The sequence below is a fragment of the Azospirillum rugosum genome (assembly GCF_017876155.1).
Classification (GTDB): domain Bacteria; phylum Pseudomonadota; class Alphaproteobacteria; order Azospirillales; family Azospirillaceae; genus Azospirillum; species Azospirillum rugosum.
On the sequence record NZ_JAGINP010000034.1, the window covers coordinates 30,536 to 56,348 of the forward strand.

Genomic DNA, 25,813 nt, shown 5'->3' on the forward strand with positions numbered 1-25,813 from the left:
CTGATTTCGTGATCGGTGTCTTCGATTCCGGGCATGGCGGGTTGACGGTTCTGCGCGCCTTGGTTTCCGCCGTCCCCGCCCGGCCCTTCGTCTATCTCGGCGACCACGCCGCCGCCCCCTACGGCCCCCGCAGCGAGGAGGATATCTACCGCCTGACGGTGCAGGGGGTGGAGCGGCTGTTCCAGCAAGGCTGCGGGCTGGTCCTGCTGGCCTGCAACACGGCGGCGGCGGTGGCGCTGCGGCGCATGCAGCAGACGTGGCTGCCCACGGCCTATCCGGGCCGGAACGTGCTGGGCGTGCTGGTGCCGGTGGTCGAGGCGATCACCCGCGTGCCCTGGATGCAGGACGGCCCCTCCGCCGACTGGCGGCCGGAGCCGCGCACGGTCGGCGTCTTCGCCACGCCGGCCACCGTCCGCTCCGGCTCCTTCCCGCGGGAGATCGGCAAGCGCGCGCCGGACGTGCGTGTCGTCCAGCAAGCCTGCCCGGACCTCGTGCCCCTGATCGAGCGCGGGGCGGGCGATGATGAGTTGGCTCCCGCGGTGCGCGGCTATGTCGACGCCCTGCTGGCGCAGCTGGACGGGCAGCCGCTGGACGCGGTGGTTCTGGGCTGCACCCATTACCCGCTGGTGGCGCACCTGTTCGCCGCGGCGCTTCCGCCCGGCGTGGAGGTGCTGTGCCAGCCCTCCCTGGTCGCGCGGTCGCTGGACAACTACCTGGAGCGGCACCCGGAATACGCGCCTGTGATGAACGGGCACGCTGTGGTGCCGCGCTTCTTCACCACGGGGGCGGCGGAACCGGTCGGCGCGCTCGCCGGACGCTTCTTCGGCCGACCCACCCCTTTCGAACGGCTTTCCCCATGACCGACACGCTCCGCCGCGCCACCCGAGTCCACGCCCGCGGCCATTGGCCTAGGGAGAGCCAGGGCGGCACCGTGACCCTCGCCTTCGACGACCGCCACCGCCGCCGCATGATGATGACGGACGATGCGGGAAGCGACTTCCTGCTCGACCTGCCGCGCGCCGTGGCGCTGGACGACGGCGATGGGCTGGAACTGGGCGACGGCACGTATCTGCGCGTCGTCGCCGCGGCGGAGGAGCTGATGGAGGTGCGCTGCGGCGGGGGCACGGAAGCCTTCGCCCGTATCGCCTGGCACCTCGGCAACCGGCATCTGCCCGTGCAGATCGTTGGCGAGACGATCCGTCTGCGCCGCGACCACGTGATCGAGGACATGCTGCGCGGCCTGGGCGCGAGCGTGGAGCCCATTCATGCGCCCTTCGCGCCGGAGGGCGGGGCGTATTCGGGCGGGCACGGGCATTCGCATGGGCATGATCACGGGCATGACCATGACCATCATCACCATGGACACGGGCATTCGCACTCCCATGGCCACTCGCATGAGTGAGGGCGTTTGCCCCCTCCCTAACCCTCCCCCGCTTTGCGGTGGAGGGGATTTGGGCGACGCTGCGCAAGCTCCCTCCACCGCCAACGGCGGGGGAGGGTTGGGGAGGGGGCTGGTAACCCATCACCACCTCACCAAACTCCTCGCTTGGCTTTCCCCCTCCTTCCCGGTCGGCGGCTTCTCCTACAGCCACGGCATCGAGGCGGCGGTGGAGCAGGGGCTGGTGCGCGACCGCGACAGCCTTGCCCGCTGGATGGACGGCATCCTGCGGCACGGTGCCGGGCGCACCGACGGCATGCTGTTCGCGGCGGCGCACCGCGCGGTGCTGGCCGGCGACGAGGCGGCCTTCGCCTGGGCGGTGGAGCGCGCCGACGCCATGCGCGCCTCCGCCGAGACCGCGCTGGAGAGCCGCGCGCAGGGGCAGGCCTTCCTGATCGCCGTGCGCGCCGCCTGGCCGATGGATGGGCTGGAGCGCTGGGACCGGGTCATCGCCGGAACCGGCCGCCCGGTCGCCTACGCCGTGGCCGTAGCGCTGGCCGCCGCGCTGATCGGCGTGCCGGAGGGGCCGGCGCTCGCCGCCTACCTGCACGCCTTCGCGGCGAACCTCGTCTCTGCGGGCGTGCGGCTGGTGCCGCTGGGGCAGACGGACGGGCAGAAGGCCTTGGCCGCGCTCGATTCCGTGGTGCACTCTGCGGCCGAGGCCGCCCTCACCGCTCCGCTCGACGACCTGGGCAGCCGCGCCATGGCCGTCGATTGGACCTCCATGATCCACGAAACCCAATACACGAGGCTGTTCCGCTCATGACCGCTGCCATCTCGAAAAGCCATGGTGGACCCCTGCGCGTCGGCATCGGCGGGCCGGTCGGCTCCGGCAAGACCGCGCTGACCGACGCGCTGTGCAAGCGCATGCGCGACGATTGGGAGGTCGCGGCGATCACCAACGACATCTACACCAAGGAGGACGCCGAATTCCTCACCCGCTCCGGCGCGCTGAAGCCGGAACGGATCATGGGTGTGGAAACCGGCGGCTGCCCGCACACGGCGATCCGCGAGGACGCGTCGATCAACCTCGCCGCCGTCGACGAGATGAACCGCAAGTTCCCGAACCTCGACCTCATCTTCATCGAATCGGGCGGCGACAACCTGGCGGCGACCTTCTCGCCGGAGCTGGCGGACATCACCATCTACGTCATCGACGTGTCGGCCGGCGACAAGATCCCGCGCAAGGGCGGGCCGGGCATCACCCGGTCGGACCTGCTGGTCATCAACAAGATCGACCTCGCCCCGCTGGTCGGCGCCAGCCTGGAGGTGATGGACCGCGACGCCCGCAAGATGCGCGGCGACCGGCCGTTCGTCTTTACCAACATCAAGACCGGGCAGGGGCTGGACGCCGTGCAGTCCTTCATCGTCCAGCGGGGCGGGTTGCCGCTTCCGGGCTGATCTTCTCCGATCGGGCTCCGGACGGGTCGCGCCGGAACCTCCGCCTTGGCCGTGCTGTTCTCTGGGTGAAACCTGCATCACCCGAGAACCGACCCGGAGGGACCGACGATGAGACGCCTGATCCTCAGCGCCACCATGATCGCGGGGGCGCTTGGACCATGGGCGACGCTGGGGCCAGCGCTGGCACAGGGGGCGGCGCCGTCCTGTCCGGACGGAATCGACCGCCTCGGCCAGCGCATCGCCGCCTTCGAGGCGGCCGGCGCCCAGTCGCCCGCGTCGGCGACTCCGCAGGAGATCGGGCAGCTCCGCGCGCTCCGCCAGACCGCGGAGCGGGCCGGGCAGGGCGGCAACGAGCCGGCCTGCCAGACGATCCTGGGCGAGGCCGGCGCGCTCGTGCGCTCCATCGAGAAGCCGCGCGTCGTCGCCGCCGACGATCTGGCGAAAGCCAAGCTGCACAGCCCGAACGGGGAGGAGATGGGCTCCATCTCCGAACTGGTCGTCGATCCGGACACCGGCCGGGTCGCCTACGCGGTGGTCGAACTGGGCGGCTTCCTGGGGCTGGGGCAGCGGAACTTCCCCGTTCCCTGGACACTCGTCCAGGCCACGCAAAACGGCGACGGCTACGTGCTGAACGTGCCGAAGGACCGGTTGACGGCGGCCCCGCAATTCACCAACTCCAACCGACCGGACATGTCGGACCGCCAGTGGGCGATGGCGCTGCACACCTACTACGGCGTGCAGCCCTACTGGATTCGGGATTCGGCGGCGCTCGCCGCGGCGGGGCTGCCGGTCGGGGCGACCGGGTCCCCACAGGTGCAGCAGGAGGTGCAGCGCCTGTCGCAGGAGGTTGACCGGCTGAGGCGGGAACTGGCGCAGGCGCGCACGCTCGGCGACACCGCCGCGCAGCAGAAGCCGGGCACTCCGGCCGCACCCAGCGCCGGCGGCAGCGGCGACACGCCGCCGGCCCCGGCCCAGGGTGGGTCGACGCCGCCGTCCCCGCCCCAACCCCAGTAAGCAGGGCGCGCACAAAAGGAACAGGAGGAACAGCATGGCGATGATGAGCCACCAAGCCTCGGACCACCAGGCGCTTGCCCGGACCGAGGATTACGAGCGGATGATCAACGTGGGCCACACCGAGCGGCTGGTGTCGCTGGTCGGCGGCGGGCTGCTGGCGGTGCTCGGGCTGCGCCGGCCGACGGTCGCGGGTGCCGCGATGGCGCTGGCCGGCGGGGCGCTGGTCGCCCGCGGGCTGACCGGCTACTGCCCGGGCAAGGCGCTGATCGAGGAGCGTCTCGGCCACGGCCACGACGCGCGGGCCATGCCGGCCCAGGATGTCGATCAGGGGCGGGACCGCTTCTCGCGCCACCCCGGCGACATCTATTCGGAAGCCTGCGACGAGGAGAAGGTGGACGAGGCCTCGAAGGAATCCTTCCCGGCCAGCGACCCGCCGTCCTTCACGCCGGGCACCGCGTAACGGCGGATTGCCGGCCTGTCAAAAGCCCTCCCCAGCGGGGAGGGCTTTTTTCGTTCAGCGTCGAATTTGGTTGATCTCGGTCATGGCGACGCACCCAAGTTCGTGGTAGATGCATCAAACCATCTATACTCGCTTATCGCGCATGCGCATTCGGTTACAGAAGCATAAAGAGATAATGTCTGATTTATTGCGACTTTAACTCATTGCCTATATCCTTCGCTTGGATTATGGTGCGTTGCACAATGAGGGTGTTCCACTTCGTGAACCCCAATCTCCGGCCACTCTGAAACCCGGGAAAGTCAGCCATGACCACGATCATTCCTGCCGCCGCCACCCTCGAAGGCAAGAAGGGCCTCGTGCTCGGCATCGCCAACGATCAGTCGATCGCGTGGGGCTGCGCCCGCGCCTTCCGCGCGCTCGGCGCGGACCTCGCGATCAGCTACCTGAACGACAAGGCGAAGAAGCACGTCGAACCGCTGGCGAACCAGCTCGAATGCGAAATCTTCGAGCCGGTGGACGTCACCGGCGAGGGCCAGCTGAAGGCCATGTTCGAGAAGATCGAACAGAAATGGGGCAAGCTCGATTTCGCGCTGCACTCCATCGCCTTCGCGCCCAAGGAGGATCTGCACGGTCGCGTCGTCGATTGCACGCGCGAGGGCTTCCAGATGGCGATGGACGTGTCCTGCCACTCCTTCCTCCGCATGGCGCGCTACGCGGAACCGCTGATGAAGGACGGCGGCACGCTGTTCACCATGTCCTACTTCGGCGCCAACCGCGTGATCGACAATTACGGGGTGATGGGCCCCGTGAAGGCCGCGCTGGAGAGCTGCGTGCGCTATCTGGCGGCGGAGCTTGGCCCGAAGGGCATCCGCGTCCACGCCATCTCCCCGGGCCCGATCAAGACCCGCGCCGCGTCGGGCATCGCCCACTTCGACGAGCTGATGGCCAAGGCGGCCGAGCGCGCGCCGGAGCAGCGGCTGGTGACCATCGAGGAGGTCGGCTACACCACCGCCTTCCTGGCGACGGACGGTGCCAAGGGCATTACCGGCGACACCACCTACGTGGACTGCGGCTATTCGATCGTCGGGTAACCGACCGGTTCAGGGAACGGATTGTCGCTGCCTCTTCCAATATTGACCGACAGGGTGAACGAAGACGGCAAGTCTTCGTTCACCCTGTCGCGTGAACGCGAGCAGGTGCGGCAAATTGCCATGTGACGATCGTATGTGTAGGGACTTGTCGAAAATACGCTCATAATCCCGCGGCCAGGACGCCCATCAGGACATTCTGCCCACCAGGACAAGCTGCGAGTCCAGGCGACGAATCCGGGGCGGCTCTGGCTGTGAGGATCCGGAGGGTTCATGGGTGTCATTTCCTGGCGGCGGCAGCTCAGCGTCGGTCAGCCGTCCATCGACGAGGATCACAAACACCTGATCGAGTATCTAAACGAGCTGGACGCGGCGATGAACGGCCGCGTGTTTTCGCCTGTGCGCGTCGCTCGCATCTTGATGAAGCTGCTGGAATACACGCAGCAGCACTTCGCCCGCGAAGAAAAAATCATGCAGAAGGTGCACTATCCGAAGTTCGACGAGCATGTGCACCAGCATCACGAGGCCGTGCGGATCCTGAGCGAACTGTCGGATACCTTCACCAAGGAACCGAGCCACCAGAACGCGGAGCGCATCTACAAGTTCACCGCCAAATGGCTGGTGAACCACATCATCATGCAGGACACGCTGCTGACGCCCTACGTGCGGGGCGTGTGGATGTAGGACGGCGGCCTATTTTTAAAGGAGCGAACCGCGACGGCGCGTGGACGCCTTCTCCCAAGCCCACTCGACGATGACGCTCATCATCCGCTCCAGCGACGGACGCACTTGCAGGGCCAGGTCCTCGCGGAAGCGGAAGGGGGCGTCCTCGTCCATGTAGGTGCGCTGCGACAGCTCCAACTGGACCGTGTGGATGTTGTCGTCCGGGTTCCCGTAATGCCGGGTGATGAAGCCGCCTTTGAAGCGGCCGTTCAGGACCGACGAATATTGGCCGGAGGCGGCCAGCACATTCATCAGGCGCCCGACCAGCGCCGGCGCCGCCGTCCCGCCGCCGCCCGTGCCCAGGTTGAAGTCGGTCAGCTGCCCATCGAAGAAGCGCGGAACCACGGACCGGATGGAATGGGCGTCGAACAGCACGGCGACGCCGAACCGGTCCTTCAGCGCCTGCAACTCTCCGCGCAGCTGCTCGTGATACGGGCGCCAGTAGGCACCGACCCGCCGTTCGATCTCCGCCGCGTCGGGCTCCTGTCCGGGCTTGTAGAGCGGCTGGTTGTCGAAGCTGGTGAGGGGGCAAAGCTCGGTGTTGTTGGCGCCGGGATAGAGGACTCCGCCCGCCGGATCGCGGTTCAGGTCGATCACGTAGCGCGAACAGGTCGCCTTCAGGAACCCGATCCCCAGCGCCGGGGCGAAATGGTAGAGACGGTCCAGGTGCCAGTCGGTGTCCGGCACCGCCAGCGCCGCGTCGGTCATGGTGGCGGCGATGTCCGGCGGTACCGCGGTGCCGATGTGCGGAATGCTGAGAAGGACCGGGGTTTCCCCCGGCTGGAACCGGAACGCTTCCATGCCACGATCCTCGAAGCCGTCGCGGTTTGGGTGCGCCGCAACATAACCGCGACTATGGTGCGTCCGTTCCCCACCGTCAAACCATATTGCGATTTTGTTATAACCTTTTGCAGCTTAAGGACATTATGGCTCCAGATCGCCCTCGCTTTCCGCAACGTGGTCGACCATGTCGGACAGGACGCGCCGGATGTGCTCGTCGGTGATCAGGTAGAAGACCCGGTTGCCGCGCCGTTCCGCCTGGATCAGCCGCCCCGCGCGCAGCAGCCGCAGATGATGGCTGACCAGCGACGGCGACAGGGCGAGCGCCGTGGCCATGTCGCCGACCGACGTCGGCGTTTCCAGGCAGGCCAGGATGATGCGCAGCCGCGACGGGTCGCTCATCAGGCGGAACATGTCCGCCAGCTCGGTGGTCTGGTCTTCGGACAGGCGCAAGTGCGCCGGCTTCGAGGTGGGCCCCTTTTGCATGCCCCTGGCGTTCCTCAATGTTGATGCCCCTGAAAAAGTATAGGCAGAGCCCCCGCTCAATCCTATAGGGCGGCGTACGAATGTCCGAAGACAGGGGGCGGCGGGGCCCTTCCGTATGGCCGATGACGGTCCTGTTGACGTCGCCCGGATAAGGGGGAACAATCCCGACCAAAGCATAAGGCCCCGCCGAAGGTCGGTTCCCCTTTGGAAACGACCGTCGAGGAACCAGGGGCTGGAACCGAGGGAGGACAGCCATGACGTCACGCCGACAGCTGTTGATGCCGCTGGCGCTCGCACCCGTGGCCGGTTGGGCCATCTGGGCAACCGGCGCCACGGAGCCGACCCATCCCGTCGGACCCTTCCACCTGCCGCTGGACGACACCACCGCGCTGTGGCGCGACCTCGTGCAGGTGCGCATGGACGGCCCGGCCGCCGATCCGAAGTTTCCGACCCACGTCACGGCGCTGAACGGGAAGCAGGTCACCGTGCGTGGCTTCATGATTCCGTTGAGCGACGCGGCGGCGCACAACCGCTTCATCCTGGCCGCTAACCCGATCGCCTGCCCGGCCTGCCAGAGGCCGAACCCCGCCACCATGCTGCACGTCCACAGCCAGATTCCCATGCGCGAATCGCAGGAGCCGGTGGTGCTGAGCGGCACGCTGCGGCTTCACCCGCAGGAAGGGCTGTTCTACCGCTTGGACCGCGCCGAGCAACGCTACGCCTGAGCGGCGCTCAATCCGATCTTTTCACGCGTCATGCGGGTGTGTGATGGTGCCGGGCCGCGATCCGGCGGCATCCTGACCGGTGAGAGGACGCGTGGCGGCGTCGTTGCGTGCTTTGGGGCTGTTTCTCGCGTTGGCGCTCTACGGCCTGTTCAGCGCGCCCGCCCCACCCGACATCCGCATGGCCGAGGCCGGCATCGGCCTTCTGCTCCTGCTTGCGATCGGCCTGCGGCGGCCGCTGTACGTTGCCACGGCCCACGCACTGCGCGACCCGCGCCTGGCCGGTTGGGAGACGCCCGCCGTGCTCGCTCTGGCTTGGCTGCTGTGGGTGCCGGTGCTGCGCGGCGCCTGGGTGGGCTGGGCACCCGGCGACATGCTGCGGGACGTGGTTCCGCTGCTCTACCTGTTCCTGCCCGTGCTGCTCGTGCCCCTTTTGAAGGACGACGCGGAGGTCGCCGTGCGGCTGCTCCGCTGGGGCCTGATGCTGGCCGGGGCGGCCTTTGCGCTGCGCTGGTGGAAGCAGGCGCACTGGGGTTTCGGCGCGGTCGGGTTGCGGGCGATGGCGGACGGCGGGGTCTATCTGCTGAACGCTCCGTCGGTTCTCTTCGCGGGCATTGCCCTGCCGTTGACCGGCGTCCGCATGGCGACGCGCGGTGGTTTGGCGCAACGGTTCGCCGGAGCGGCATGCCTGGCCCTCGGCCTCCTGTGCCTGGCCGCCCTGGCCGGCGCGGTTCATCGCATGGCGCTCGGCCTCGCCGCCGCGGCCTTCCTGGCGGTCGGCGCCTGGCAGGTTCGGCGCGCGCCGCTGGCGGTCGGGCTGGGGCTTCTCGCCGTGGCCGGCGTCGTCCTGGCCTTTCCCGACATGGTCGTCGGCGCGCTGATGCAGGTGGCGGAGAAGAACCGATTGGCCGGGGCGAACACGCGGTGGGAGGAGGCGGCCGCGGTCGTCGCGCTGACCATCGCCGACCTGGGATCCTTTCTGTTCGGCCAGGGTTGGGGCGCGCTGATCGCCAACCCGGCGGTGGGCGGCTGGCGCGTGTCCTACACCCACACGCTGCCGACCTACGCGCTGGCGAAGACGGGCGTCCTCGGCGCCTTGGCCCTGTGCGCCTACATCCTGGCGTTGGCGCCCCGGACCCTGCAGGCGCTGCGCCGCGACCCGCCACTGGCCTGGGCCGTCCTGCCGCCGCTGGTCATGGCCTTTTGCGTGCACACGAGCTTCAAGTATCTGGACACCGGTCTCCTGCTGACCTTGCTGCTTCTCGCGGCGGAGCGCCGGAACGCGTTGTCATCGTCCTGATCGAAAGGCATACTTATGCGTGCTTTTCATCCGGCGGTGTCTGTCCTTGGCGCATCCTCCATCCATTCTCTTCGTCAACCGCGTGTTCCCTCCGGACCAAGGGGCGACTGGCCGTTGCGCGTTCGACTTGACGAAGCGGATGGCGGAGGCCGGATGGCGGGTGAGCGTGGTTGCGGACGGGGACGGGCCAAGCGCCGCACCTCCCGGCGTCACGGTGGTGCGCACGGGCGCCAGCCTGAAGGAAGGCGGCCCTGGGGAAAATGGGATGCGGCGCGGCGCCGCCCCGATGGTCCGCGGTTACCTGGATTCCTTGCGGCGCCTGACGCTTCGCGCCATGCGGCTGCCACGGCATGACGTGGTCGTCACGATGACCGACCCGCCGTTGATGGCGCGGGTCGGGCCGATGCTGGCGGCGTGGCACGGTGCGGCGGCCATCCACTGGTGCCACGACCTGTATCCTGCGCTGCTGCCGGTGCTCGGTCTGCGGATTCCGGACCCGCTGTACCGGCTGGTGGAGTGGTCCGTGGCCGGGGCGATGCGCCGGCATGACGCCGTCGTGGCGATCGGGCGCTGCATGGCGCGGCGCCTGGCTGCGCTTGGCGTCCCGTCCGATCGCATCGTGCTTCTGCCGAACTGGGCGGAGCCGGGCATCCGCCCGGTGGCGCGGGAGGGCAACGGGTTCCGCGCCGACCTCGGGCTCGGTGACCGCTTCACCGTCGCCTATTCCGGGAACCTGGGGCTGGCACACCCGATGGGCGGCCTGCTCGACGCCGCCACCGAACTCGCGCGCACCGATCCCGACATCGCCTTCCTGGTGATCGGGGAGGGGCGTGGCCGTCCGGCGCTGGAGGCGGCCGCGGCGGCGCGCGGCTTGAGCAACCTGCGCGTCCTGCCGCTGCAACCGGCCGGCCGGCTGTCCGAAAGCCTGTCCGCGGCCGACCTCCACCTCGCCAGCATGGACCCGCGGGCGGAAGGGCTGCTGGTGCCCTGCAAGGTGGCGGGGGCCCTGGCCGCCGGGCGGCCATGCCTGTTCCTGGGGCCGGCGGGGAGCGAGGCGGCGGCCCTCGTGGACGGCTGTGGCCGCACGCTCGATCCGGCGGACGGCACCGGGCTCGCCGCGGTCCTTCGCGGCTACGCCCGGGACCCGGCGCGCTACGCGGAGGAGGGGCGGCGGGCGCTGTCCGTGTCGGCGCGCTGGGACGCCGATACCGCGGCTTGGCGCTTCGCGGCCCTGGCGGAGTCGCTGCTCGGGCGGGCGGGGAAGCCGGTGGCGGCACCTCTCGTCCGGATGTCGGGGAGGGGGCTTCCGCATGCCTGACGGGTCGTCGAGCCTCCGGTTGGGCAACGCCGACGCCGGGGCTCTGGCCGGCCGCCAGCTGCGCGGCTTCGTGCGCACCCTGCGGGAGGGGTGGCGGGTCCCGCTGGCCGGCGCCGTGCTGGGGCTCCTGCTGGGCGCCGGAGCCGTCCGCGTCGTGACGCCGCAATACACCGCCGGCATGGTGGTGGGGCCGACGGCGCGGGTCGGCGCGGCGGCCATGGGCGCGCGCCTGCCCGTCCTGCTGGGGCACGACACGCCGCTCGCCGCGGCGGAGCCCGGCCCCGGCGACGAGCTTCTGTCCGACTTCGGACGCTACCTGGAACTGTTCGGGTCCGTTCCGGTGGCGGAGCGGATGATGGCCGACGCGGGCCTGATGCGCGCGCTGTTCCCGGACCGCTGGGACGCGGAAGCCGGCGCCTGGCGGCCTCCGGCCGGCGTGCTCCCCTGGCTGAAGCGCCTGTTCCTGGCGGCGGTGGGGCGGGAGGATTGGCTGGAACCCGACCCTGAGCGTGTGTCGAGCGCGCTGAAGGACCGCATCCTGGTGGAGATGGTGCGCAGCGGCCCCATGCGCCGGATCACCCTGCGCCACCCCGACCGGGAGGTCGCGCTGCGCCTGCTGACCGCCGTGGCCGTGGCCACGGACGCGCATCTGCGGGCCGAGGCGGCGCGGCGGAGCGCTGCGCAGATCGCCCACGTCCGCGCGCGGCTCGCCGGCATCACGGTCGCGGAGCATCGCCGCGCCCTGGCCGACCTGCTGTCGGAGCAGGAGCGCGTCGCCATGATGATCGAGGTCGACCTGCCGCTCGCCGCCGACGCGATCGTGCCGCCCACGGCCGCCCGCCGACCGGACTGGCCGAACCCCGTGCTGGTGGTGCCGGTGGCCGCGCTGGTCGGGCTGGTCGCGGGCGCGGTGTTCCTGTCGCTCCGCACCGTCTGGCGGGCAGGTTCATGATCCCAAGGGGCATGATCCCGGTGTCCGTCGTGGTGATGACCCGCAACGAGGCCGCCAACCTTCCGCATTGCCTTCCGGCGCTGGGGCGGTTCGCGCAGGTGTTCGTGGTCGACAGCGGCAGCAGCGACGGCACCGTTTCCATCGCCCGATCGCTCGGCGCCACGGTCGTTCCCTTCCGGTGGAATGGCCGCTACCCGAAGAAGAAGCAATGGTGTCTCGACCACTTGCCCTTCCGCCACGACTGGGTGCTGTTCGTGGACGCGGACGAGCGGCTGGACGAGACTCTCGTCGCGGAGATCGCGCGGCTGATGGAGGATGGCCCCCGGCATGCCGGCTACTTCATCGATGGGCGCCCGGTGTTCCTCGGCCAGAGGCTCCGCTTCGGGGCCGGAAACCGCAAGCTGGCCCTGCTGGACCGGCGGCGCGCCCGCTTCCCGGAGGTGCCCGACCTCGACGTCGCCGCCATGTGGGAGGTCGAGGGGCATTACCAGCCGGAGATCGCGGGCAGCGTCGGGCGTCTGCGCCACGCGATGGAGCACGCGGACGAAAAGCCGCTGTCCGCTTGGTTCGACCGGCACAACCGCTATTCCGACTGGGAGGCCGCCCTGCGCGCGGACGGCCGCATGGCGGCGTTGATCGGGAAGGAAACGGGGCTGCGGCGATGGCTGAAGCGGGTGCTTCACCGCGCGCCGGGGCGGCCCATGCTGGTGTTCCTGCACGCCTACCTGCTCCGCCTGGGGTTCCTGGACGGGCGGGCGGGGCTGCACCACGCGCTGGCGCGGGCCTTCTACTACTGGCAGGTGGGCGTCAAAATGCGCGACGCCGGGCGATGAAGGGCGCCCGGCGTGTCACGGTGGTGAAGGGTGGGAACCCGCCGAGGCGGTCAGTCGTCGTCTTCGGTGGCCTTGTCGCCGCCCAGCGCCTTCAGCAGGTCGAAGGTGCGCTTGCGCACCGACGCGTCGTCGATCCGGTAATAGGCGCGGACCAGCTCCAGGGTCTCGCGCCGGGCCATGGACTCGAACTCCTCCGTCTCCGACGGCGGGAGGTCGGGCGAGGGGGTCGCGATGTGCTCCGGCGACGGCATGTCGTCGAAGAAGTAGCTGACCGGCACGCCCAGAACCTGCGACAGGTTGAACAGCCGGCTGGCGCTGATGCGGTTGGAGCCGCGCTCGTACTTCTGCAGCTGCTGGAAGGTGATGCCGACCGCCTCGCCCAGCTTCTCCTGGCTCAGCCCAAGCAACGTGCGACGCAGCCGCAGCCGCGCACCGACATGGATGTCGATGGGATTGGGGCCCTCGCCGCGGCGCGACAGCGTGTGGGCGGGCGCGAGCTTGGTCTTGGTCGAGCTCATCAAATTGACCCTCAGTATGGAGGCGGCAAGCACCACCGGGGAAAATGGTTAGTTCAGAAAGTAAATTGTATGCAACTATTCGTGCGTATCAACTCCTTCCTGCACTGTCCAGGGGTGAAGAATCACAAAAGACAGGATGTGTCAGAGGGCCGGAAACGAAATTTCTCGTAGAGTCGCGGAACGTGCCGCCGAATGGTCAAGGTCAAGCACTGAAGGCCGAATAATGTTGCGTTTCCAAGGATTCCGTACCCCAACAGCTCGCTCCGGATGGTGCACTGCTCGCGGCGGCCCAGGTCCGGCTGCCGCTGCGACCGGCCGTTTGGGGCGAATTCGCACAAGCAACAGGGACTCAGGACGGCACGGCCACCCCGACTCAGGACACCCAACGTAAAGGCGTAATCCGCGGCCACCGCGAAGCGCGAGTCGAAGCGGAGGTCGGCCACGGCGCCGCGGCGGTACAGCATGGCCTGGTGGTGGGTGAACATGCCCAGTGCCGCCCACCGGTGGGAGCGCGCCCGCTTCACCATCACGCGCCCGTCCGGCATCCGCTCGTGAGCGTGTCCGTAGATCAGGTCGGCGTCCCTCTCGCACCCGGCCAGCCGTTCCAGATGGTCGAGGACGAATGGTCCGGCCAGCCGGTCGCCGGCGTTGAGGAACAGGAGGTGGCTGGCCGCGGTGCCCTCCAGCGCCGCCTCAAGCGCGATGTTCATGGCGTCGTAGATTCCGCCGTCGGGCGCCGACCGGCACCACGCCGTCTCGCGAGCGTGTTCGGCCAGCCATTCGGCGGTGCCGTCGGTGGAGGCGCCGTCCACCACGATCCAGTCGAATCTTTGCGACGTCTGTTCCCGCAGGCTGCCGTGGGTGGCGATGAGGCCGGCCAGGTCGTTGCGCACCACGGTCAGGATGGCCAGCCGGACGGTCATCGTGCGATCACCGACACCGACGCGGCGGTGATGGCCAGCTGCCCGAGGATGCCGCCGATGCTCTTGGAGAATTCCAGGAAGTCGAAGGGCTTCGGATCCCGCGGCACCACCAGCATCGACCCGGGCGGGATCGCCTGGACCGTGTGGTTCCAGGACGACAGCGCCAGCGGCTGGGCGCGCCCGTCGGGCAGCACCAGGAAGATGCGGTCGGAATCCGCGTTGCGCGTGGGGCCGCCCGCTTCCCGCAGGTAGTCGTCCTGGCTCTTGCCGCTGACGAATTGGGCCGCGACGGGGTGTTGCACCTCCCCGGTCACGGTGACGGTCAGCGTCCGCTTCGGCACCATGATGCGGTCGTCCGGCTCCAGCAACGGGTCGAGGTCCGGCCGGCCGCGCAGCACCATCGGATCGGCTTCCACCACGATGCGCCCCAAGGGCTCGACACCGCGGAGCTGGGTCGCCAGCTGGCGGGCAAGCCCGACCACGTCGGACCGGGCGGCCTCGCCCTTTTCCACCTCGCGGACCATCCACTCCTCAAGCTCGCGGGCTTTCTGGGCGTACACGTCACGCTCGCGCCGCCGTTCGCTCTCGCGCAGGAAAACCGTGCCTGGAGGGTAGGCCTCCTCCGTCAAGCCGCCGGCCCGGTCGATCAGCGAGGACAGCCGCTCCCCGCGCGCGATGTCGTAGCTGCCGGGGCGCCGCACCGCGCCGGCGATGGTCACCGCGCGCGCCTCCATGGCCTGGGCGGCGGGGTTGATGCGGATCGCGTCGCCCGGCCCCGCCGTCAGCCGCCCCGCCGCTGCCAGATCGACACGACGCCGCGTACCGTTGGCCGCCGTGACCTCCACCGCGCCGGGATCGGCGGTGGCGGCCAGCCCGCCCGCCGCCGCGACGAGGGCCTCCAGCGTCGCGGCCTCGGCGACCGGGTAGGGGCCGGGGTCGCGCACCGCGCCGCGGACCTGGACGATGCGCTCGCCCAGCAGGGCGGCGACCGTCGGCGGAATGGGCTCCTCCATTGACGGCGGAGCGGAGTCGGCCGGCGTCGGGGACAGCAAGGCGCGCACGCGGGCCGCGGAGAACAGGTGCACGCGGTCACCGTCGGCCAGCCTGCGATTCGCGCGACCGGCCGCGACCTCCTGCGGCGAGAAGGGGATTAGCGCCCGGGCGAGCGTCCGCCGATCGGTGCGCTCGATGACGCCGAGCAGCGGGTAGACGTCCCGCTTCAGCGCGCCGCCGCCGGCCAGCGCGTCGCGCAAGGTCGCCCCGCCGGCCAGGGGGCGCACGCCCGGCCGGCGCACATGGCCGACCAGTTCGAACAGCGGCTCGTCGGATTCGAGGATCGCGCCCTCCACGACCGCGCGCCCTGCCGACGCCCCGCCGTAGGACGGCGTGTCCGGCCCGCCGGCCGAGGGGTAGAAGCCGGGCCTCGGTACGCCGCCGAGCAGGAGCCTGGAGTGCTCCAGCGCGAAGACCAGCAGGTCCGGCACCGCGTCGAACAGGGGCGGGCAGGCAATGCGCGATCCGGTCAGCTCGGCCGCGGCGCGGGCTTGCGGTCCCTTCGCCAGGGGGCCGTCGGGCCGGGCGGCCAAGGCGCGCGCGAGCACGACGAGTCCCTGGCAGGACTCCGCGGCGGGCGCCCTGGCGCCGCGCAGCAGTTCCAGCACCGGCTCCGAGGTCAGGAAATCGACGTCGTCGGCCCCCAGCACGTAGAGCGCGTCGCCTTCGGACAGCGAGCGGCGGTCGCGCCCGCGCAGCACGGCGGCCAGATCGACGGGCAGCAGCGTGCGCGCGTGGGTCGCCGGGTCGGTCGCGGCAAGGACGGCGAAGGGCAGGTACGGCTCCGGTCGAAGGTCGGCCCTGGTCAGCAGCGCGTCGAGGCTGCGCGCCGTGGCGAGCGCCCGCGGGCCGGGCCGCAGGACATGCCCCTCCAGCCGGACCTCGCCCCGGCGATCCTCCCGCAAAGGTGCCAGCGACAGCAGGTCGCCGTCGGTCAGGACGGGTGCCGGCGCCCCGCCGAGATCCTCCGTCGTCTCCTCTCCGTTGGGGCCGATCGCGAAGCGCAGCGCGCGTTGCGCGCCGGGGCGCAGCACGCCGCCGGCCAGTTCCTTCGCCTCGACCAGGGTCAGGGAATTGCGGTCCGGAGGAAGTTCGTAGATGCCGGGCCGGTTCACCGGACCCATGACGGCCAGCGTGGGGCCGAGCGGCGGCACGAACAGCCGGTCGCCGTCCCGCAGCCGCAGGCCCGCCTGCGCGCCGTTCCCGGTGATGAACAGTTCGTAGAGGTCGACGGCTCGGCTGTCGTCGCCGGTGCCGGCGCGGAACAGGCGGATGCGCCGCAGGGAGCCGGAGCGGGTGACCCCGCCCGCGGCCGACAGGGCGTCGAGCAGGGTGCCGAAGGCGCCGATCTCGTGTCGGCCGGGCTTGCCGACGGCCCCGGTGACCAGGACGCCGATGCGGCGCACCTCGGTGACCGACACGAAGACGTCGGTGTTGGGATAGGCCGACGCAACGGCCCCGGCCAGTTCGGCGCGAAGCTCCGCCAGGGTCAGGGCCTGGGCCACCACGGGGCGGACGTCGTCGACGGTGAGCAGGCCGGCGTTGTCGATCACGTAGCGCTTGCTGAAGGATTTCTGCCCGCGCAGGGAGACCAGCAACTCGTCCCCCGGCCCAAGCGCGTAGTCGGCCTGCACGGCGCCGGTGCCGCTGCGGGACGCGCCGTCCGAACCGAACTGGTCGTAGCCGAACTGGCGCAGCGGTGTCCCGGCGCGGGCCGAATAGGCGGCCTCCACCGGCGAGGCGGCGTTCTGCCCGGCCTCACGCCCCGGCTCGGCCGCCACCGTGGCGAAGGCCCACAGGGCCAGTGCCGCCCAGAGCGCGATGCGGGCAAAAATCCTGCGCGTCGCTTCAAGCATCGACTGTCGTGACCCATGCCGCTTCCACCAGCGGGACGCTGGAATTTGGAACCGCATACTAATGCGTGTGTTTTCCGGCAAAGGCAATCAATTCGGTGCCGCTTCACTCGGCCGGCTACAGCCACGTTGCCGCCGGCGCGGTGCGGGTGTATCCTTTTCGTCTTGTCGGCGTGGAGCGCGCGGGGATCGCGAGCCATGATTTCGGGTGTGTCGTCGAACGCTCTCTCAGGGCTGCCACGCTTGGCGGCCGGCCGGACCACGCCCGCGTCCGGCACCACCGACGCGTCCGCAAAGCCCGCATCTGACCAGCAGCAGCAACAGATCCAGCAACTCCAGCGCGCCGACGCCAGCGTGCGCCAGCACGAGGCGGCGCATCAGGCGACGGGCGGGCCCTACGCTGGCGGCGCCTCCTTCACCTACACGCGCGGCCCGGACGGCAAGAACTACGCGACCGCCGGGGAAGTCCCGGTCGACACGAGCCCGGAGCGCGACCCGCAGGCCACCATCCGCAAGATGGAAACGGTCAAGGCCGCCGCCCTGGCGCCCGCCGACCCGTCGCCGCAGGATCTGCGCGTCGCGCAGCAAGCGGACGCGGCAAAGGCCCAAGCCCAGCAGGAGTTGCGCGGGGCGTCGTCCGGGGCGGGCGGTGGCGATGCCGGAAAGGACACTCCCGGCAACCCGTCCCCTGGAAACGGAACCGCCGCCCCGGCGCTGGCGGCGCGCGGGGCGGCGGCGTACGGTGCGGCCAGCGCGATCGGGCGGCAGCCGGCCTACGCCGGCATCACCGTCTGACCGCGCGGTTCCGGCCGGTCGTCAGCGGCGGACCGGGGTTTCGCCGTCCAGGGTCATCAGCGGGCCGTACAGCTCCGGACGGCGGTCGCGGAACACGCCCCAAGACGCGCGCTGCGCGGCGATGCGGTCGAGGTCGAAACTGGCGGTCAGCACCGTCTCGCTCTCGCGGTCGGCCTGCTCCACCAGCTCGCCCGTCGGCCCCGCGATGAAGGAGGAGCCGTAGAAGGTGATGGCGCAGGTCTCCCCCTGTTCCCGCCCGACGCGGTTGGAGGCGACCAGCGGCATCAGGTTGGCGCCGGCATGCCCCTGCATCACCCGGGTCCAGTGGGCCTGGCTGTCGAGCGAGGAGTCCTGCGGCTCCGACCCGATGGCGGTCGGGTAGAGCAGGACCTCCGCGCCTTTCAGCGCCATGGCGCGGGCGGTTTCCGGGAACCACTGGTCCCAGCAGATGGCGCAGCCAACCGTCGCGTAGCGCGTCTTGTAGACCTGGAATCCGGTGTCGCCGGGGCTGAAGTAGAATTTCTCCTGATAGCCCGGCCCGTCCGGAATGTGCGATTTGCGGTAGACGCCCAGCACGGATCCGTCGGCGTCGATCATGGCGAGCGAGTTGTAATAGGCGTTCCGCGCCCGTTCGAAGAAGCTGGTCGGAATGACGACCGAAAGCTCGCGCGCGAGCGCGCTCATCCGGGCGATGACCGGGTGGTCCTCCACGGGGTGCGCGAGCGCGAAGAGATCCTGCTTCTGGTCCTTGCAGAAGTAGGGGGTCTCGAACAGCTCCTGCGGCAGGATGATCTGGGCGCCGCGCGCCGCCGCCTGGCGCACCAGGCGCTCGACGCCGGCCACGTTGGCCTCGCGGTCCCAACCGCAGGCCATCTGGGTGGCGGCAAGGGTGACGGTGCGTCCGGAGGTGGGGCGCATGGGGCGGTGCTCCTGTGCTCTCATCAACTGGGTGTTTCGCGGTATCCGGCGACGGATCGTCGGCCTTGTTTGGCGGCGAAGCGCGGCTTGCGCAACCCTTCACGCCGCCGGGAAAACGACTGTCACAAACTCTTCAACATCGGCTGCGGCGGTCCGCGCCTTTCACCCGGGTGCGTTCGGCGCGATCGGCAAGAGAAACGGAAGAGCATACCAGAGTATGATGCGTCGGCGCGTCGCTCCATTCCTGTATCCGTTGTCCATTCCTTCCCGCCTTCGGAAATTGGCGCTGACGTTGTTCATCAGGCGGATTTTTCGCATCCATCCCGCCCGCTGGGCCGCCTCAGCGCCGACATTGTTTAGTCACGCATTTTCTTTGCGCATTTTTCGCGAAACGATATGATCGATGGAGTGGTTTTTAATTGCTCTGAAGGGGTGCCGAACGCTGCGCGCCCCCTCGGTGCGGCTGCTGAAAGATTGTTTTCATGGACCGGAGAATCAAGAGACGGGAGCCCAACATCGTCTTCGCGCAGGTCGGCCAGACGATGGCCGACCCGCAGGAGTCCGAGGGCAACCTGTCCCACGCCGCGCGGGAGGTGCACCGTGCCTTTGCGCGCGCGCTCCAGAACCGCATCGCCAGCCACGGCGTCAGCATGGGGCAGTGGTATTTCCTGCGCGCGCTATGGGACGAGGACGGGCTGACCCAGCGCGAGCTGAGCCAGCGCGTCGGCATGATGGAGCCGACCACCGTCACCGCCCTGAACACGATGGAGCGGCAGGATCTGGTGCGGCGCGTCCGCAACCCGCACGACCGGCGGAAGGTCAACATCTTCCTGACGCCGAAGGGCAGGGCGCTGCGCACCGACATCCTGCCCTGCGCGAACGAGATCGCGGAGCTGGCGACGCGCGGCATTTCCCCCGGCGAGGTCGCGACGGCGATCAGCGTGCTGCGCCGGATCGCCTCCAACCTCGCCTCTCTGCCCTCGCAGGAGATGGACGACGAGCTGGGCTGAGCATCCGATAGGGCCCGACCTTCGGTCGCAAGGATCGAACGGCGACGGTCAGTCGTCGAGATCGGGCGGCGGCGGCAGGCTGGCGCCGGTCAGGTTGGCCCCGGTGAACTTGGCGTCACGGATGTTGGCATCGCTCAGGATCGCGCCGGTCAGGTCCGCGTTCGAGAAATCGCAGCCGGCCAGGTTCGCCCCGCGCAGATTGATCCGCACGCAGGATGCGCCGGAGAAATTGCAGCCGGTGAGGTTGGCGGCCCACAGGCGTCCGGTGGGCTTCCCGTCCGGTCCCTTGATGTCCACCCAGCCGATGCCCGCCCCGTCGAAGCGCGCGCCGCTGAGGTTGGCGCCGCGAAGCGTGGCGCCGTCGAGGATGGCGCCGGTGAAGTCGCTGTCGGACAGGTCGGCGCCGGAAATGTCGCACATGATCAGCAGCGCGTCGCGCATCTTGGCGCCGGTCAGGATGGTGCCCTTCAGGTTGGCGCCCGACAGGTTCACGCCATGCAGGTCGATGTGCGACAGGTCGGCCCCGCCGAGGTCGGCACGCGATCCCATGGCGCCGTTGGTGTTGATCCAGGTGTAGTGGCTGTGCAGCGACTCCTGGATCTGCACCGAGAAATTCTCGGCGGAGCGGGCGAGGTTCGCCCCGGTGGTGTCGGCCCCGGCGAGGTCCGCGCCCTCCATCTTGGCGCCCTGGAGGTCGGCGTTCCGCAAATTGGCCCCGGCCAGCACCGTGCCGGTCAGGTTCGCGTCGCGCAGAATCGCACCCTGCAGGTTCACGCCCGACATGTTGCAACCGCGCAGGTCGGCACGCGCGAGGTTGCAGTTCTTCATGCTGGACCGCATCAGCGTCGCGCCGGTCATCAGCGCGCCTTCGCAATCGGCCCCGTTCATCGAAACGTCGGTCAGGTCGGCGCCGGACAGGTTGGCGTTCGCCATCATCGCGTCGTCGAAGTCGCTGCCGGTCAGGTCCGACCGGACGAAATCCAGGCCCTTTCCGCCCTTGCCGCCGCCGCCGTACAGCAGGGCGCCGCCGCGCAGGTCGGCTTCCTTCAGGATGGCTCGCTTCATCTTCGCGCCGCGCATACGGGCACCGCGCAGGTCGGCGCGGTAGAGGTTGCAGCCCGTCAGGTCGGCCTTGGTCAGGTGCGCCGCGAACAGGTCCGCGTGGCTGAGGTTGGCATTGGACAGGTCGCAATGCGCCAGGTTGGCGCCGGACAGCTTCCCCTGGGTCAGGTCGACGCCGGACAGGTTCGACCCTTCCAGGTTTCCCATGGTCAGGTTGGCGCGGCTTCCACCGGCTTTGTTCTTCAGCCATCGCTCGTGCTTTTCCAGCACGGCGACCAACTCGTGTGGCGTCATGGCCAGACCCGATGTCAGCCGTTGCAAGACGCCCTTTCCCGGGGGAGCGGGCGCGGATCACAGAAATCCTGGGCCAGTGTCATAAGATAATCTCTTTCATTCGTTAAGATGGATCGCCGGCCTGCGGCATCGGCGACCCTGTCGCCCTGCGGGTCGAACGGAGCGCCCCGGAAAGGGGCAAGCGACATGGGGCAATTAAGGAGGGTCTTGGGGATGAGCACGGGACACACGGTTGCGGCTTTCGACGCCGAACTGGCGCAGCTGCATCGGATCATCGTGACCATGGGGCAGCGGGTGGAAGCCCAGTTCGCCGCCGCGCTGGAGTGCATCACCGAGCGCGACGCCGAAAAGGCGGCGGAGGTCATCCGCAACGACGCGGAGATCGACCGGCTGGAACTGGAGCTGGAGGGGATGTGCGTCCGGCTGCTGGCGCTTCGCCAGCCCATGGCGAAGGATCTGCGGGACATTGTGTCGGCCCTGAAGATCGCCTCCAACCTGGAGCGGATGGGGGACTTCGCGGGCTCGGTCGCGAAGCGCGCGGTGACGCTGGCGACCCTGTCGGTGGCGCCGCCGGTGTCGTCGCTGTCCTGGATGGGCCAGACGGTGCTCGGCATGATCCGCGATATGGTGCGCGCCTACGAGACGCAGGACGCCGAGCTTGCCCTGTCCGTCCGCAACCGCGACGGCGACGTCGATTCGGCCTACACCAGCCTGTTCCGGGAATTCCTCACCTACATGATGGAAACCCCGACGCAGATCACCGGCTGCACGCATCTGCTGTTCGTTGCCAAGTCGATCGAGCGCATCGGCGACCACGCCACCAACGTGGCGGAAAACGTCTGCTACATGGTTCAGGGGCGCCTGCCGTCGGAGGAGCGCGTGAAGGGCGACCTCAGCAGCTTCGCCGTGGTCGACGGCCATCCGGAGGAGGGAAAGTAAGCCCCAATCGGCGGATTCGAATCGCCGGCCGGTGCGGGACCGGGGAACCGACGGGCCCGCCCGCGGTTCTTCGATCCGGGCGCAGCAACCGGAGATCGGCAGCCATGATCGCCGCGATCATCGAACAGGACCACGACGCCGGTCGGGAATTCTTCGCCGACATCGGCAACGCGACCCAACCCGCTTGGGAAGGGCGCGCGGACGGGATGGCGGCTTTCGCGAATCTTTGGGAACGCCACGGCATCACGCTGGACCGGGCCGTCGCCCCGCATCTGTCCGCGGTGCCGCAGCTTCGCACCGACCTGGACGCTCTGCTCACCCAGCAGCGGCTGGTGGTCGAGCGGGCCCGCGACCTTGTCCGGCGCGCGTCCGGGCGCGATGCGGATGGGCGCTGGCTGACCGACTTCGAAGGGCTGAAGGCGTTGTTCGACGACCAGTGCCAGCGGGAATCGTCGCACTTGCTCCCGGTCATCCGCGACCGTGTTCCACCCGAGGAGGTGGCGGAGATGACCCGCGCCGCCCGCGCCCTCCGGGAGCAGCGGCGGGGATAAAACCCCTTTCCGCCGCTCCGCAAAATGATCAGTGCTTCGGCTTCCAGCCGTCACCGACCCGCTCGTACCGGCGCTTCACGGCCGCCCAGGCGACCTTGCGCGCCAATTCCTCGCGCTGAAGGGCCTGCCGTGCGGCCGGCGACCGGCAGCCCTGCCAAGCGTTGTTGAACGCGGAGCGGTATATGTCCTGGGCGGCGGAAGGCAGGTTGGCCTTCACCGAGTCGGGAAGCTCCGTGTTGGTACGATAGGTCATGAGCGTTTCCTCCGTACATTCTTCAATTTCTTTTGCCAACAGTATAGACCGATGTTCCTCACCGTTTGTAGGGCTTTTCGGCGGTAGGGATTTTCGGGGAGCACCTGCACCTGCACCTGCACCGGCGAATGGCGGTGGCGAAGGCGCGAAACGGAAAAGGCCCTTCCCCGGCTGGCGGGGAAGGGCCTTTTCACAAACCCAAGCGGATGACGAAAACCCGATTTTATGGCGTGCGGCGCGCGGTGCGGTGGGCCGGGATCGGAATGGGGCGAATCGCCTGTTCCTCACGGCGGCTCGCCGACATGTCGATCTCGATCCGCGCCAGCGCCTTGCGCAGTTCGTGCACGGCCTCGGACAATGTCTGGATCGAGCCCTCGCCCGGCTGCTGGCGCCAGCCGCGGTAGGCGGCCAAGCACCCGCGCGCGGTGTCCCGCAGGCGGGCCTCCACGGCGTCGACCGGCGGCGGGTTGCTGCCGGTGCGGGGCGCTTCCCCCGCGGCCGCCGGGGCGGCGGAGGGGGCCGGAGCCGCGGCGGACTGGACCGGCTCCGGCGCGGGCTGCGGCGCCGGCTGGGGATCCGGGCGGTTCAGGCGAAGCGTCTCGGTCTGCTGCGGGGCGGCGCGGCGTTCCTCGACCTGCGGAGCGGCCGGCTGCGGCGCGGCGGCCGGGGGAGGAGCGGACGGACGCACCTCCGCCTTCGGCGCCTCGGCGACCGCCTTCGGGCGGCGCTCCGCGCGTGCCGCGGGCTTGGCGGCCGGCGGAGCGGCCGGTTCGGCAACCGTCGGAGCCGCGTCCGGAGACTCGGCTGCCGGCGATTGTGCGGCCGGCTCCTCGCTCACGGGCGCTTCAGCGGCTGCGGCCTCGGCCGGGGCCTCGGCGGCGTCCTCGCCGGCTCCGCCGGCTGCCTCGGCCTTGCGGATGATGTAGGAGATGGCGCTCGGCGTGCACTCGAATTCTCGCGCGATCGCCGACAAGGTTGCGCCGGAACGATAACGCTCAAGAATCTGCGGCCACGCCGACTGGGGGATTCTTCCGCGCTTCTTTGGAGCCTCCGGTTCGGTCCCGGTTTCTGCGTTCATTATGTCGCTCGGTTGCCAAAGTGAATTTTGAGTCATTCGTCAGCTGCTTGGGCCGTATCGCACGCCTCTGACGCTGCGTGACGCGGGCGCGTGCACGTGGCGATACGTCAGGAGCCGGTCTTGCGGGCGATGTTGTCGGTACCGATGAATATCGGGAACTTGCCGGGAAATTACCAGCAGAACTTTGCGCAGCAAAGCAAAATTGCGCCTATGCAGGACGCGCGAAGCCTTAGTCCGAAGGCACGAGCGCCGGTTGCGCGGTCGTTCCGTCGAAATGCATAGCGGCGTGCCGTGGCGCCTTTTTAAAAGGCATGTTTGTTGTCGTGAATCCGCGAAAGCGTCCGTTTGAAAATCGCATGGTCCGGAATGCGTCGCGGCGCGTTCTGTTGAAAAGACGCGGCCCCATGCGGGCGCGTGCTGTAAGACTGGCGGAGTTCCTTCATGCCGCATTTTCCCGATTCCATCCGGCTCATGCCGCGCCTGACGCAATCCACGGTCCAGGCCGGCGTCGTCGCGGCCGCGCTGGCCACCCTGCCGGTCGTCGCAACGCCGGCGAGCGCACAGGACCAGGCGCCGGCAGCAACAGCGTTCCGCGGCGCACCGGCGGGCTTTGCCGACTTGGCGGAAAAGCAGGTCGATGCCGTCGTCTTCATTTCGACCACGCAGGCGGCTCCGCAGGCCGGGGCGCGCGGACAGGAAACGCCGGAATTCCCCCCGGGCTCGCCCTTCGAGGATTTCTTCCGTGAATTCCGCAACCGCCAGCGCGACCAGCAGCCTCCGCAACAGCAGCAGCGACCGACCGCGGCGCTGGGCTCAGGCTTCATCATCGATGCCGCCGGCTTCGTGGTGACCAACGGCCATGTGGTGTCGGAGGCCGACGAGATTTCGGTGACGCTGCACGACGGCACCAAGCTGCCGGCCAAGGTGGTGGGGGTCGACACGCCGACCGACATCGCCCTGCTGAAGGTGGAAAGCCGCAAGCCCCTGACCGCGTCGTCCTGGGGCGACAGCGACAAGACCCGCATCGGCGACTGGGTGGTCGCCATCGGCAACCCGTTCGGGCTGGGCGGCACCGTCACCGCCGGCATCCTGTCGGCGCGGGCCCGCGACATCCAGCAAGGCCCCTATGACGACTATCTGCAGACCGACGCCTCGATCAACCGCGGCAACTCCGGCGGCCCGCTCTACAACATGGACGGCGAGGTGATCGGCATCAACACGGCGATCTATTCGCCGACCGGCGGTTCCGTCGGCATCGGCTTCGCCATCCCCGCCACGATCGCGAAGCCGGTGGTGGATCAGCTGCGCGATCACGGCCAGGTCCGGCGCGGCTGGCTCGGCGTTCAGGTGCAGCGCGTGACCCCCGACATCGCCGACAGCCTGGGCATGCCGGATCCGAAGGGCGCGCTGGTCACCAGCGTCTCGCCCGACAGTCCGGCGGGGAAAGGCGGCGTGCGCCAGGGCGACATCATCACCAGCTTCAACGGCAAGGCCATCGAGCAGATGCGCGAACTTCCGCGCGTCGTCGCCGCGACGGAGATCGGCCGCAAGGTTCCGGTGGATGTCCTGCGCGAAGGCAAGCCGCAGACGGTCGACGTCACCGTGGGCGAGCTTGAGCAACAGCAGCAGGTCGCGGCCGCCGGGTCCAGCGGCACCCCGCCGGCAACCTCGCAGGTCGAGTCGAAGAAGGTGCTGGGCCTGACCCTGTCGCCGCTGACGCCCGGCCTGCGCGAGGCCTTTTCGATCAACACCGACGTCGACGGCATCGTCGTCACCGAGGTCGGCGACGCCAGCCCGGGCAACGACCGCGGCATCGAGGCCGGCGACGTGATCGTGGAGGCGGGGCAGGAGCCCGTGAAGACGCCCGACGAGCTGGACAAGCGCATCCAGGCGGCGCGGACGGAGGGGCGCAAGACCGTCCTGATGCTGGTCAGCCGCGACGGCGACCTTCGCTACGTGCCGCTGCCCATCGAGGACAAGAAGGGATAAGGGCACCCGGCTCAGGCATTTGGGTCCAGGCACTGGGGACACGCGGCACGGTCATACCTTTT

Annotated in this window: 27 protein-coding genes; 18 read left to right on the top strand and 9 right to left on the bottom strand. The window is 69.4% G+C overall.

Translation table 11 applies throughout. The annotated features are described in order from the left end of the window. Positions 1-8 precede the first annotated feature (8 nt). The 8 genes from murI (at position 9) to J2851_RS32390 (ending at position 6,085) form a co-directional block, all read left to right on the top strand. Entirely contained in the window at positions 9-860 is an 852-nt protein-coding gene (murI, locus tag J2851_RS32355; RefSeq protein ID WP_209772196.1) for a glutamate racemase, read from the top strand. Beyond that, complete coding sequence (gene ureE, locus J2851_RS32360; protein WP_209772199.1) at positions 857-1,402, top strand: urease accessory protein UreE; 546 nt, start codon at positions 857-859, stop codon at positions 1,400-1,402. The genes murI and ureE overlap by 4 nt, the downstream gene beginning before the upstream one ends. A gap of 49 nt (positions 1,403-1,451) precedes the next feature. Beyond that, positions 1,452-2,204 carry an urease accessory protein UreF gene (locus J2851_RS32365; protein WP_417281627.1) on the top strand — a complete coding sequence of 251 codons (753 nt, stop codon included), beginning with the start codon at positions 1,452-1,454 and terminating at the stop codon, positions 2,202-2,204. Beyond that, a complete protein-coding gene (gene ureG, locus J2851_RS32370) occupies positions 2,201-2,839 on the top strand; it encodes an urease accessory protein UreG (RefSeq protein ID WP_209772201.1) in 639 nt (212 codons plus the stop codon). The genes J2851_RS32365 and ureG overlap by 4 nt, the downstream gene beginning before the upstream one ends. Positions 2,840-2,947: 108 nt before the next feature. Further along, entirely contained in the window at positions 2,948-3,853 is a 906-nt protein-coding gene (locus J2851_RS32375) for a PRC-barrel domain-containing protein (RefSeq protein ID WP_209772204.1), read from the top strand. A 34-nt stretch (positions 3,854-3,887) separates the two neighbouring features. Beyond that, entirely contained in the window at positions 3,888-4,313 is a 426-nt protein-coding gene (locus tag J2851_RS32380; protein WP_209772207.1) for a YgaP-like transmembrane domain, read from the top strand. Positions 4,314-4,618: 305 nt separating this feature from the next. Then, positions 4,619-5,404, top strand: a complete 786-nt coding sequence (gene fabI / locus J2851_RS32385) for an enoyl-ACP reductase FabI (protein WP_209772209.1) — start codon at positions 4,619-4,621, stop codon at positions 5,402-5,404. A 270-nt stretch (positions 5,405-5,674) separates the two neighbouring features. Then, complete coding sequence (locus J2851_RS32390; RefSeq protein ID WP_209772211.1) at positions 5,675-6,085, top strand: bacteriohemerythrin; 411 nt, start codon at positions 5,675-5,677, stop codon at positions 6,083-6,085. 15 nt (positions 6,086-6,100) lie between these two features. Here the strand turns inward: J2851_RS32390 and hutG are convergent, their stop codons facing one another. Together hutG and J2851_RS32400 are read right to left on the bottom strand one after the other, a co-directional pair. Continuing rightward, entirely contained in the window at positions 6,101-6,925 is an 825-nt protein-coding gene (gene hutG / locus J2851_RS32395; RefSeq protein ID WP_209772213.1) for an N-formylglutamate deformylase, read from the bottom strand. 123 nt (positions 6,926-7,048) lie between these two features. Beyond that, the gene (locus tag J2851_RS32400) at positions 7,049-7,390 is read right to left on the bottom strand and encodes an ArsR/SmtB family transcription factor (protein ID WP_209772215.1); all 342 of its coding nucleotides are present in this window, start codon (positions 7,388-7,390) and stop codon (positions 7,049-7,051) included. 254 nt (positions 7,391-7,644) lie between these two features. Here J2851_RS32400 and J2851_RS32405 point away from each other — a divergent pair, with 254 nt between their 5' ends. The 5 genes from J2851_RS32405 (at position 7,645) to J2851_RS32425 (ending at position 12,515) form a co-directional block, all read left to right on the top strand. Next, the gene (locus J2851_RS32405) at positions 7,645-8,115 is read left to right on the top strand and encodes a DUF3299 domain-containing protein (protein WP_209772217.1); all 471 of its coding nucleotides are present in this window, start codon (positions 7,645-7,647) and stop codon (positions 8,113-8,115) included. A 91-nt stretch (positions 8,116-8,206) separates the two neighbouring features. Continuing rightward, the gene (locus tag J2851_RS32410) at positions 8,207-9,412 is read left to right on the top strand and encodes a hypothetical protein (RefSeq protein ID WP_307420842.1); all 1,206 of its coding nucleotides are present in this window, start codon (positions 8,207-8,209) and stop codon (positions 9,410-9,412) included. A 19-nt stretch (positions 9,413-9,431) separates the two neighbouring features. Then, the gene (locus J2851_RS32415) at positions 9,432-10,730 is read left to right on the top strand and encodes a glycosyltransferase family 4 protein (protein WP_209772221.1); all 1,299 of its coding nucleotides are present in this window, start codon (positions 9,432-9,434) and stop codon (positions 10,728-10,730) included. Further along, entirely contained in the window at positions 10,723-11,682 is a 960-nt protein-coding gene (locus J2851_RS32420) for a hypothetical protein (RefSeq protein WP_209772224.1), read from the top strand. The genes J2851_RS32415 and J2851_RS32420 overlap by 8 nt, the downstream gene beginning before the upstream one ends. An 11-nt stretch (positions 11,683-11,693) precedes the next feature. Then, entirely contained in the window at positions 11,694-12,515 is an 822-nt protein-coding gene (locus tag J2851_RS32425; protein WP_209772226.1) for a glycosyltransferase family 2 protein, read from the top strand. Positions 12,516-12,565: 50 nt separating this feature from the next. Here the strand turns inward: J2851_RS32425 and J2851_RS32430 are convergent, their stop codons facing one another. The 3 genes from J2851_RS32430 to J2851_RS32440 form a co-directional block, all read right to left on the bottom strand. Continuing rightward, entirely contained in the window at positions 12,566-13,033 is a 468-nt protein-coding gene (locus J2851_RS32430; protein ID WP_209772228.1) for a helix-turn-helix domain-containing protein, read from the bottom strand. Between the two features lie 122 nt (positions 13,034-13,155). Further along, on the bottom strand, positions 13,156-13,956 hold the full coding sequence (locus tag J2851_RS32435; protein ID WP_209772230.1) for a glycosyltransferase: 801 nt from the start codon (positions 13,954-13,956) through the stop codon (positions 13,156-13,158). Continuing rightward, a complete protein-coding gene (locus tag J2851_RS32440; RefSeq protein WP_209772231.1) occupies positions 13,953-16,865 on the bottom strand; it encodes an SLBB domain-containing protein in 2,913 nt (970 codons plus the stop codon). Before J2851_RS32440 ends, J2851_RS32435 begins: the two co-directional genes overlap by 4 nt. A 240-nt stretch (positions 16,866-17,105) precedes the next feature. Here J2851_RS32440 and J2851_RS32445 point away from each other — a divergent pair, with 240 nt between their 5' ends. Further along, the gene (locus J2851_RS32445) at positions 17,106-17,657 is read left to right on the top strand and encodes a putative metalloprotease CJM1_0395 family protein (RefSeq protein WP_246501082.1); all 552 of its coding nucleotides are present in this window, start codon (positions 17,106-17,108) and stop codon (positions 17,655-17,657) included. Between the two features lie 21 nt (positions 17,658-17,678). Here the strand turns inward: J2851_RS32445 and aguB are convergent, their stop codons facing one another. Beyond that, on the bottom strand, positions 17,679-18,575 hold the full coding sequence (gene aguB / locus J2851_RS32450) for an N-carbamoylputrescine amidase (RefSeq protein ID WP_209772235.1): 897 nt from the start codon (positions 18,573-18,575) through the stop codon (positions 17,679-17,681). Positions 18,576-19,057: 482 nt separating this feature from the next. On the opposite strand from aguB, the gene J2851_RS32455 reads away from it, so the two are divergent. Then, complete coding sequence (locus J2851_RS32455; protein WP_209772237.1) at positions 19,058-19,585, top strand: MarR family winged helix-turn-helix transcriptional regulator; 528 nt, start codon at positions 19,058-19,060, stop codon at positions 19,583-19,585. A 48-nt stretch (positions 19,586-19,633) separates the two neighbouring features. On the opposite strand, the gene J2851_RS32460 is transcribed toward J2851_RS32455, so the two are convergent. Further along, a complete protein-coding gene (locus J2851_RS32460; protein ID WP_246501083.1) occupies positions 19,634-20,968 on the bottom strand; it encodes a pentapeptide repeat-containing protein in 1,335 nt (444 codons plus the stop codon). 186 nt (positions 20,969-21,154) lie between these two features. Here J2851_RS32460 and phoU point away from each other — a divergent pair, with 186 nt between their 5' ends. Both phoU and J2851_RS32470 read left to right on the top strand, forming a co-directional pair. Continuing rightward, positions 21,155-21,880 (top strand): phosphate signaling complex protein PhoU, encoded by a 726-nt coding sequence (phoU, locus tag J2851_RS32465; protein WP_209772238.1) that lies wholly within the window; start codon positions 21,155-21,157, stop codon positions 21,878-21,880. A 104-nt stretch (positions 21,881-21,984) separates the two neighbouring features. Then, positions 21,985-22,431, top strand: coding sequence for a hemerythrin domain-containing protein (locus J2851_RS32470; RefSeq protein WP_209772240.1), 447 nt, complete (start codon positions 21,985-21,987; stop codon positions 22,429-22,431). 28 nt (positions 22,432-22,459) lie between these two features. Here J2851_RS32470 and J2851_RS32475 read toward each other — a convergent pair whose 3' ends face one another. Next, positions 22,460-22,684 (bottom strand): ChaB family protein, encoded by a 225-nt coding sequence (locus J2851_RS32475; RefSeq protein ID WP_209772242.1) that lies wholly within the window; start codon positions 22,682-22,684, stop codon positions 22,460-22,462. A gap of 223 nt (positions 22,685-22,907) precedes the next feature. After that, on the bottom strand, positions 22,908-23,657 hold the full coding sequence (locus tag J2851_RS36465; RefSeq protein WP_281416125.1) for a hypothetical protein: 750 nt from the start codon (positions 23,655-23,657) through the stop codon (positions 22,908-22,910). A gap of 546 nt (positions 23,658-24,203) precedes the next feature. On the opposite strand from J2851_RS36465, the gene J2851_RS32485 reads away from it, so the two are divergent. Further along, positions 24,204-25,751 carry a DegQ family serine endoprotease gene (locus tag J2851_RS32485; protein ID WP_209772246.1) on the top strand — a complete coding sequence of 516 codons (1,548 nt, stop codon included), beginning with the start codon at positions 24,204-24,206 and terminating at the stop codon, positions 25,749-25,751. Positions 25,752-25,813 lie beyond the last annotated feature (62 nt).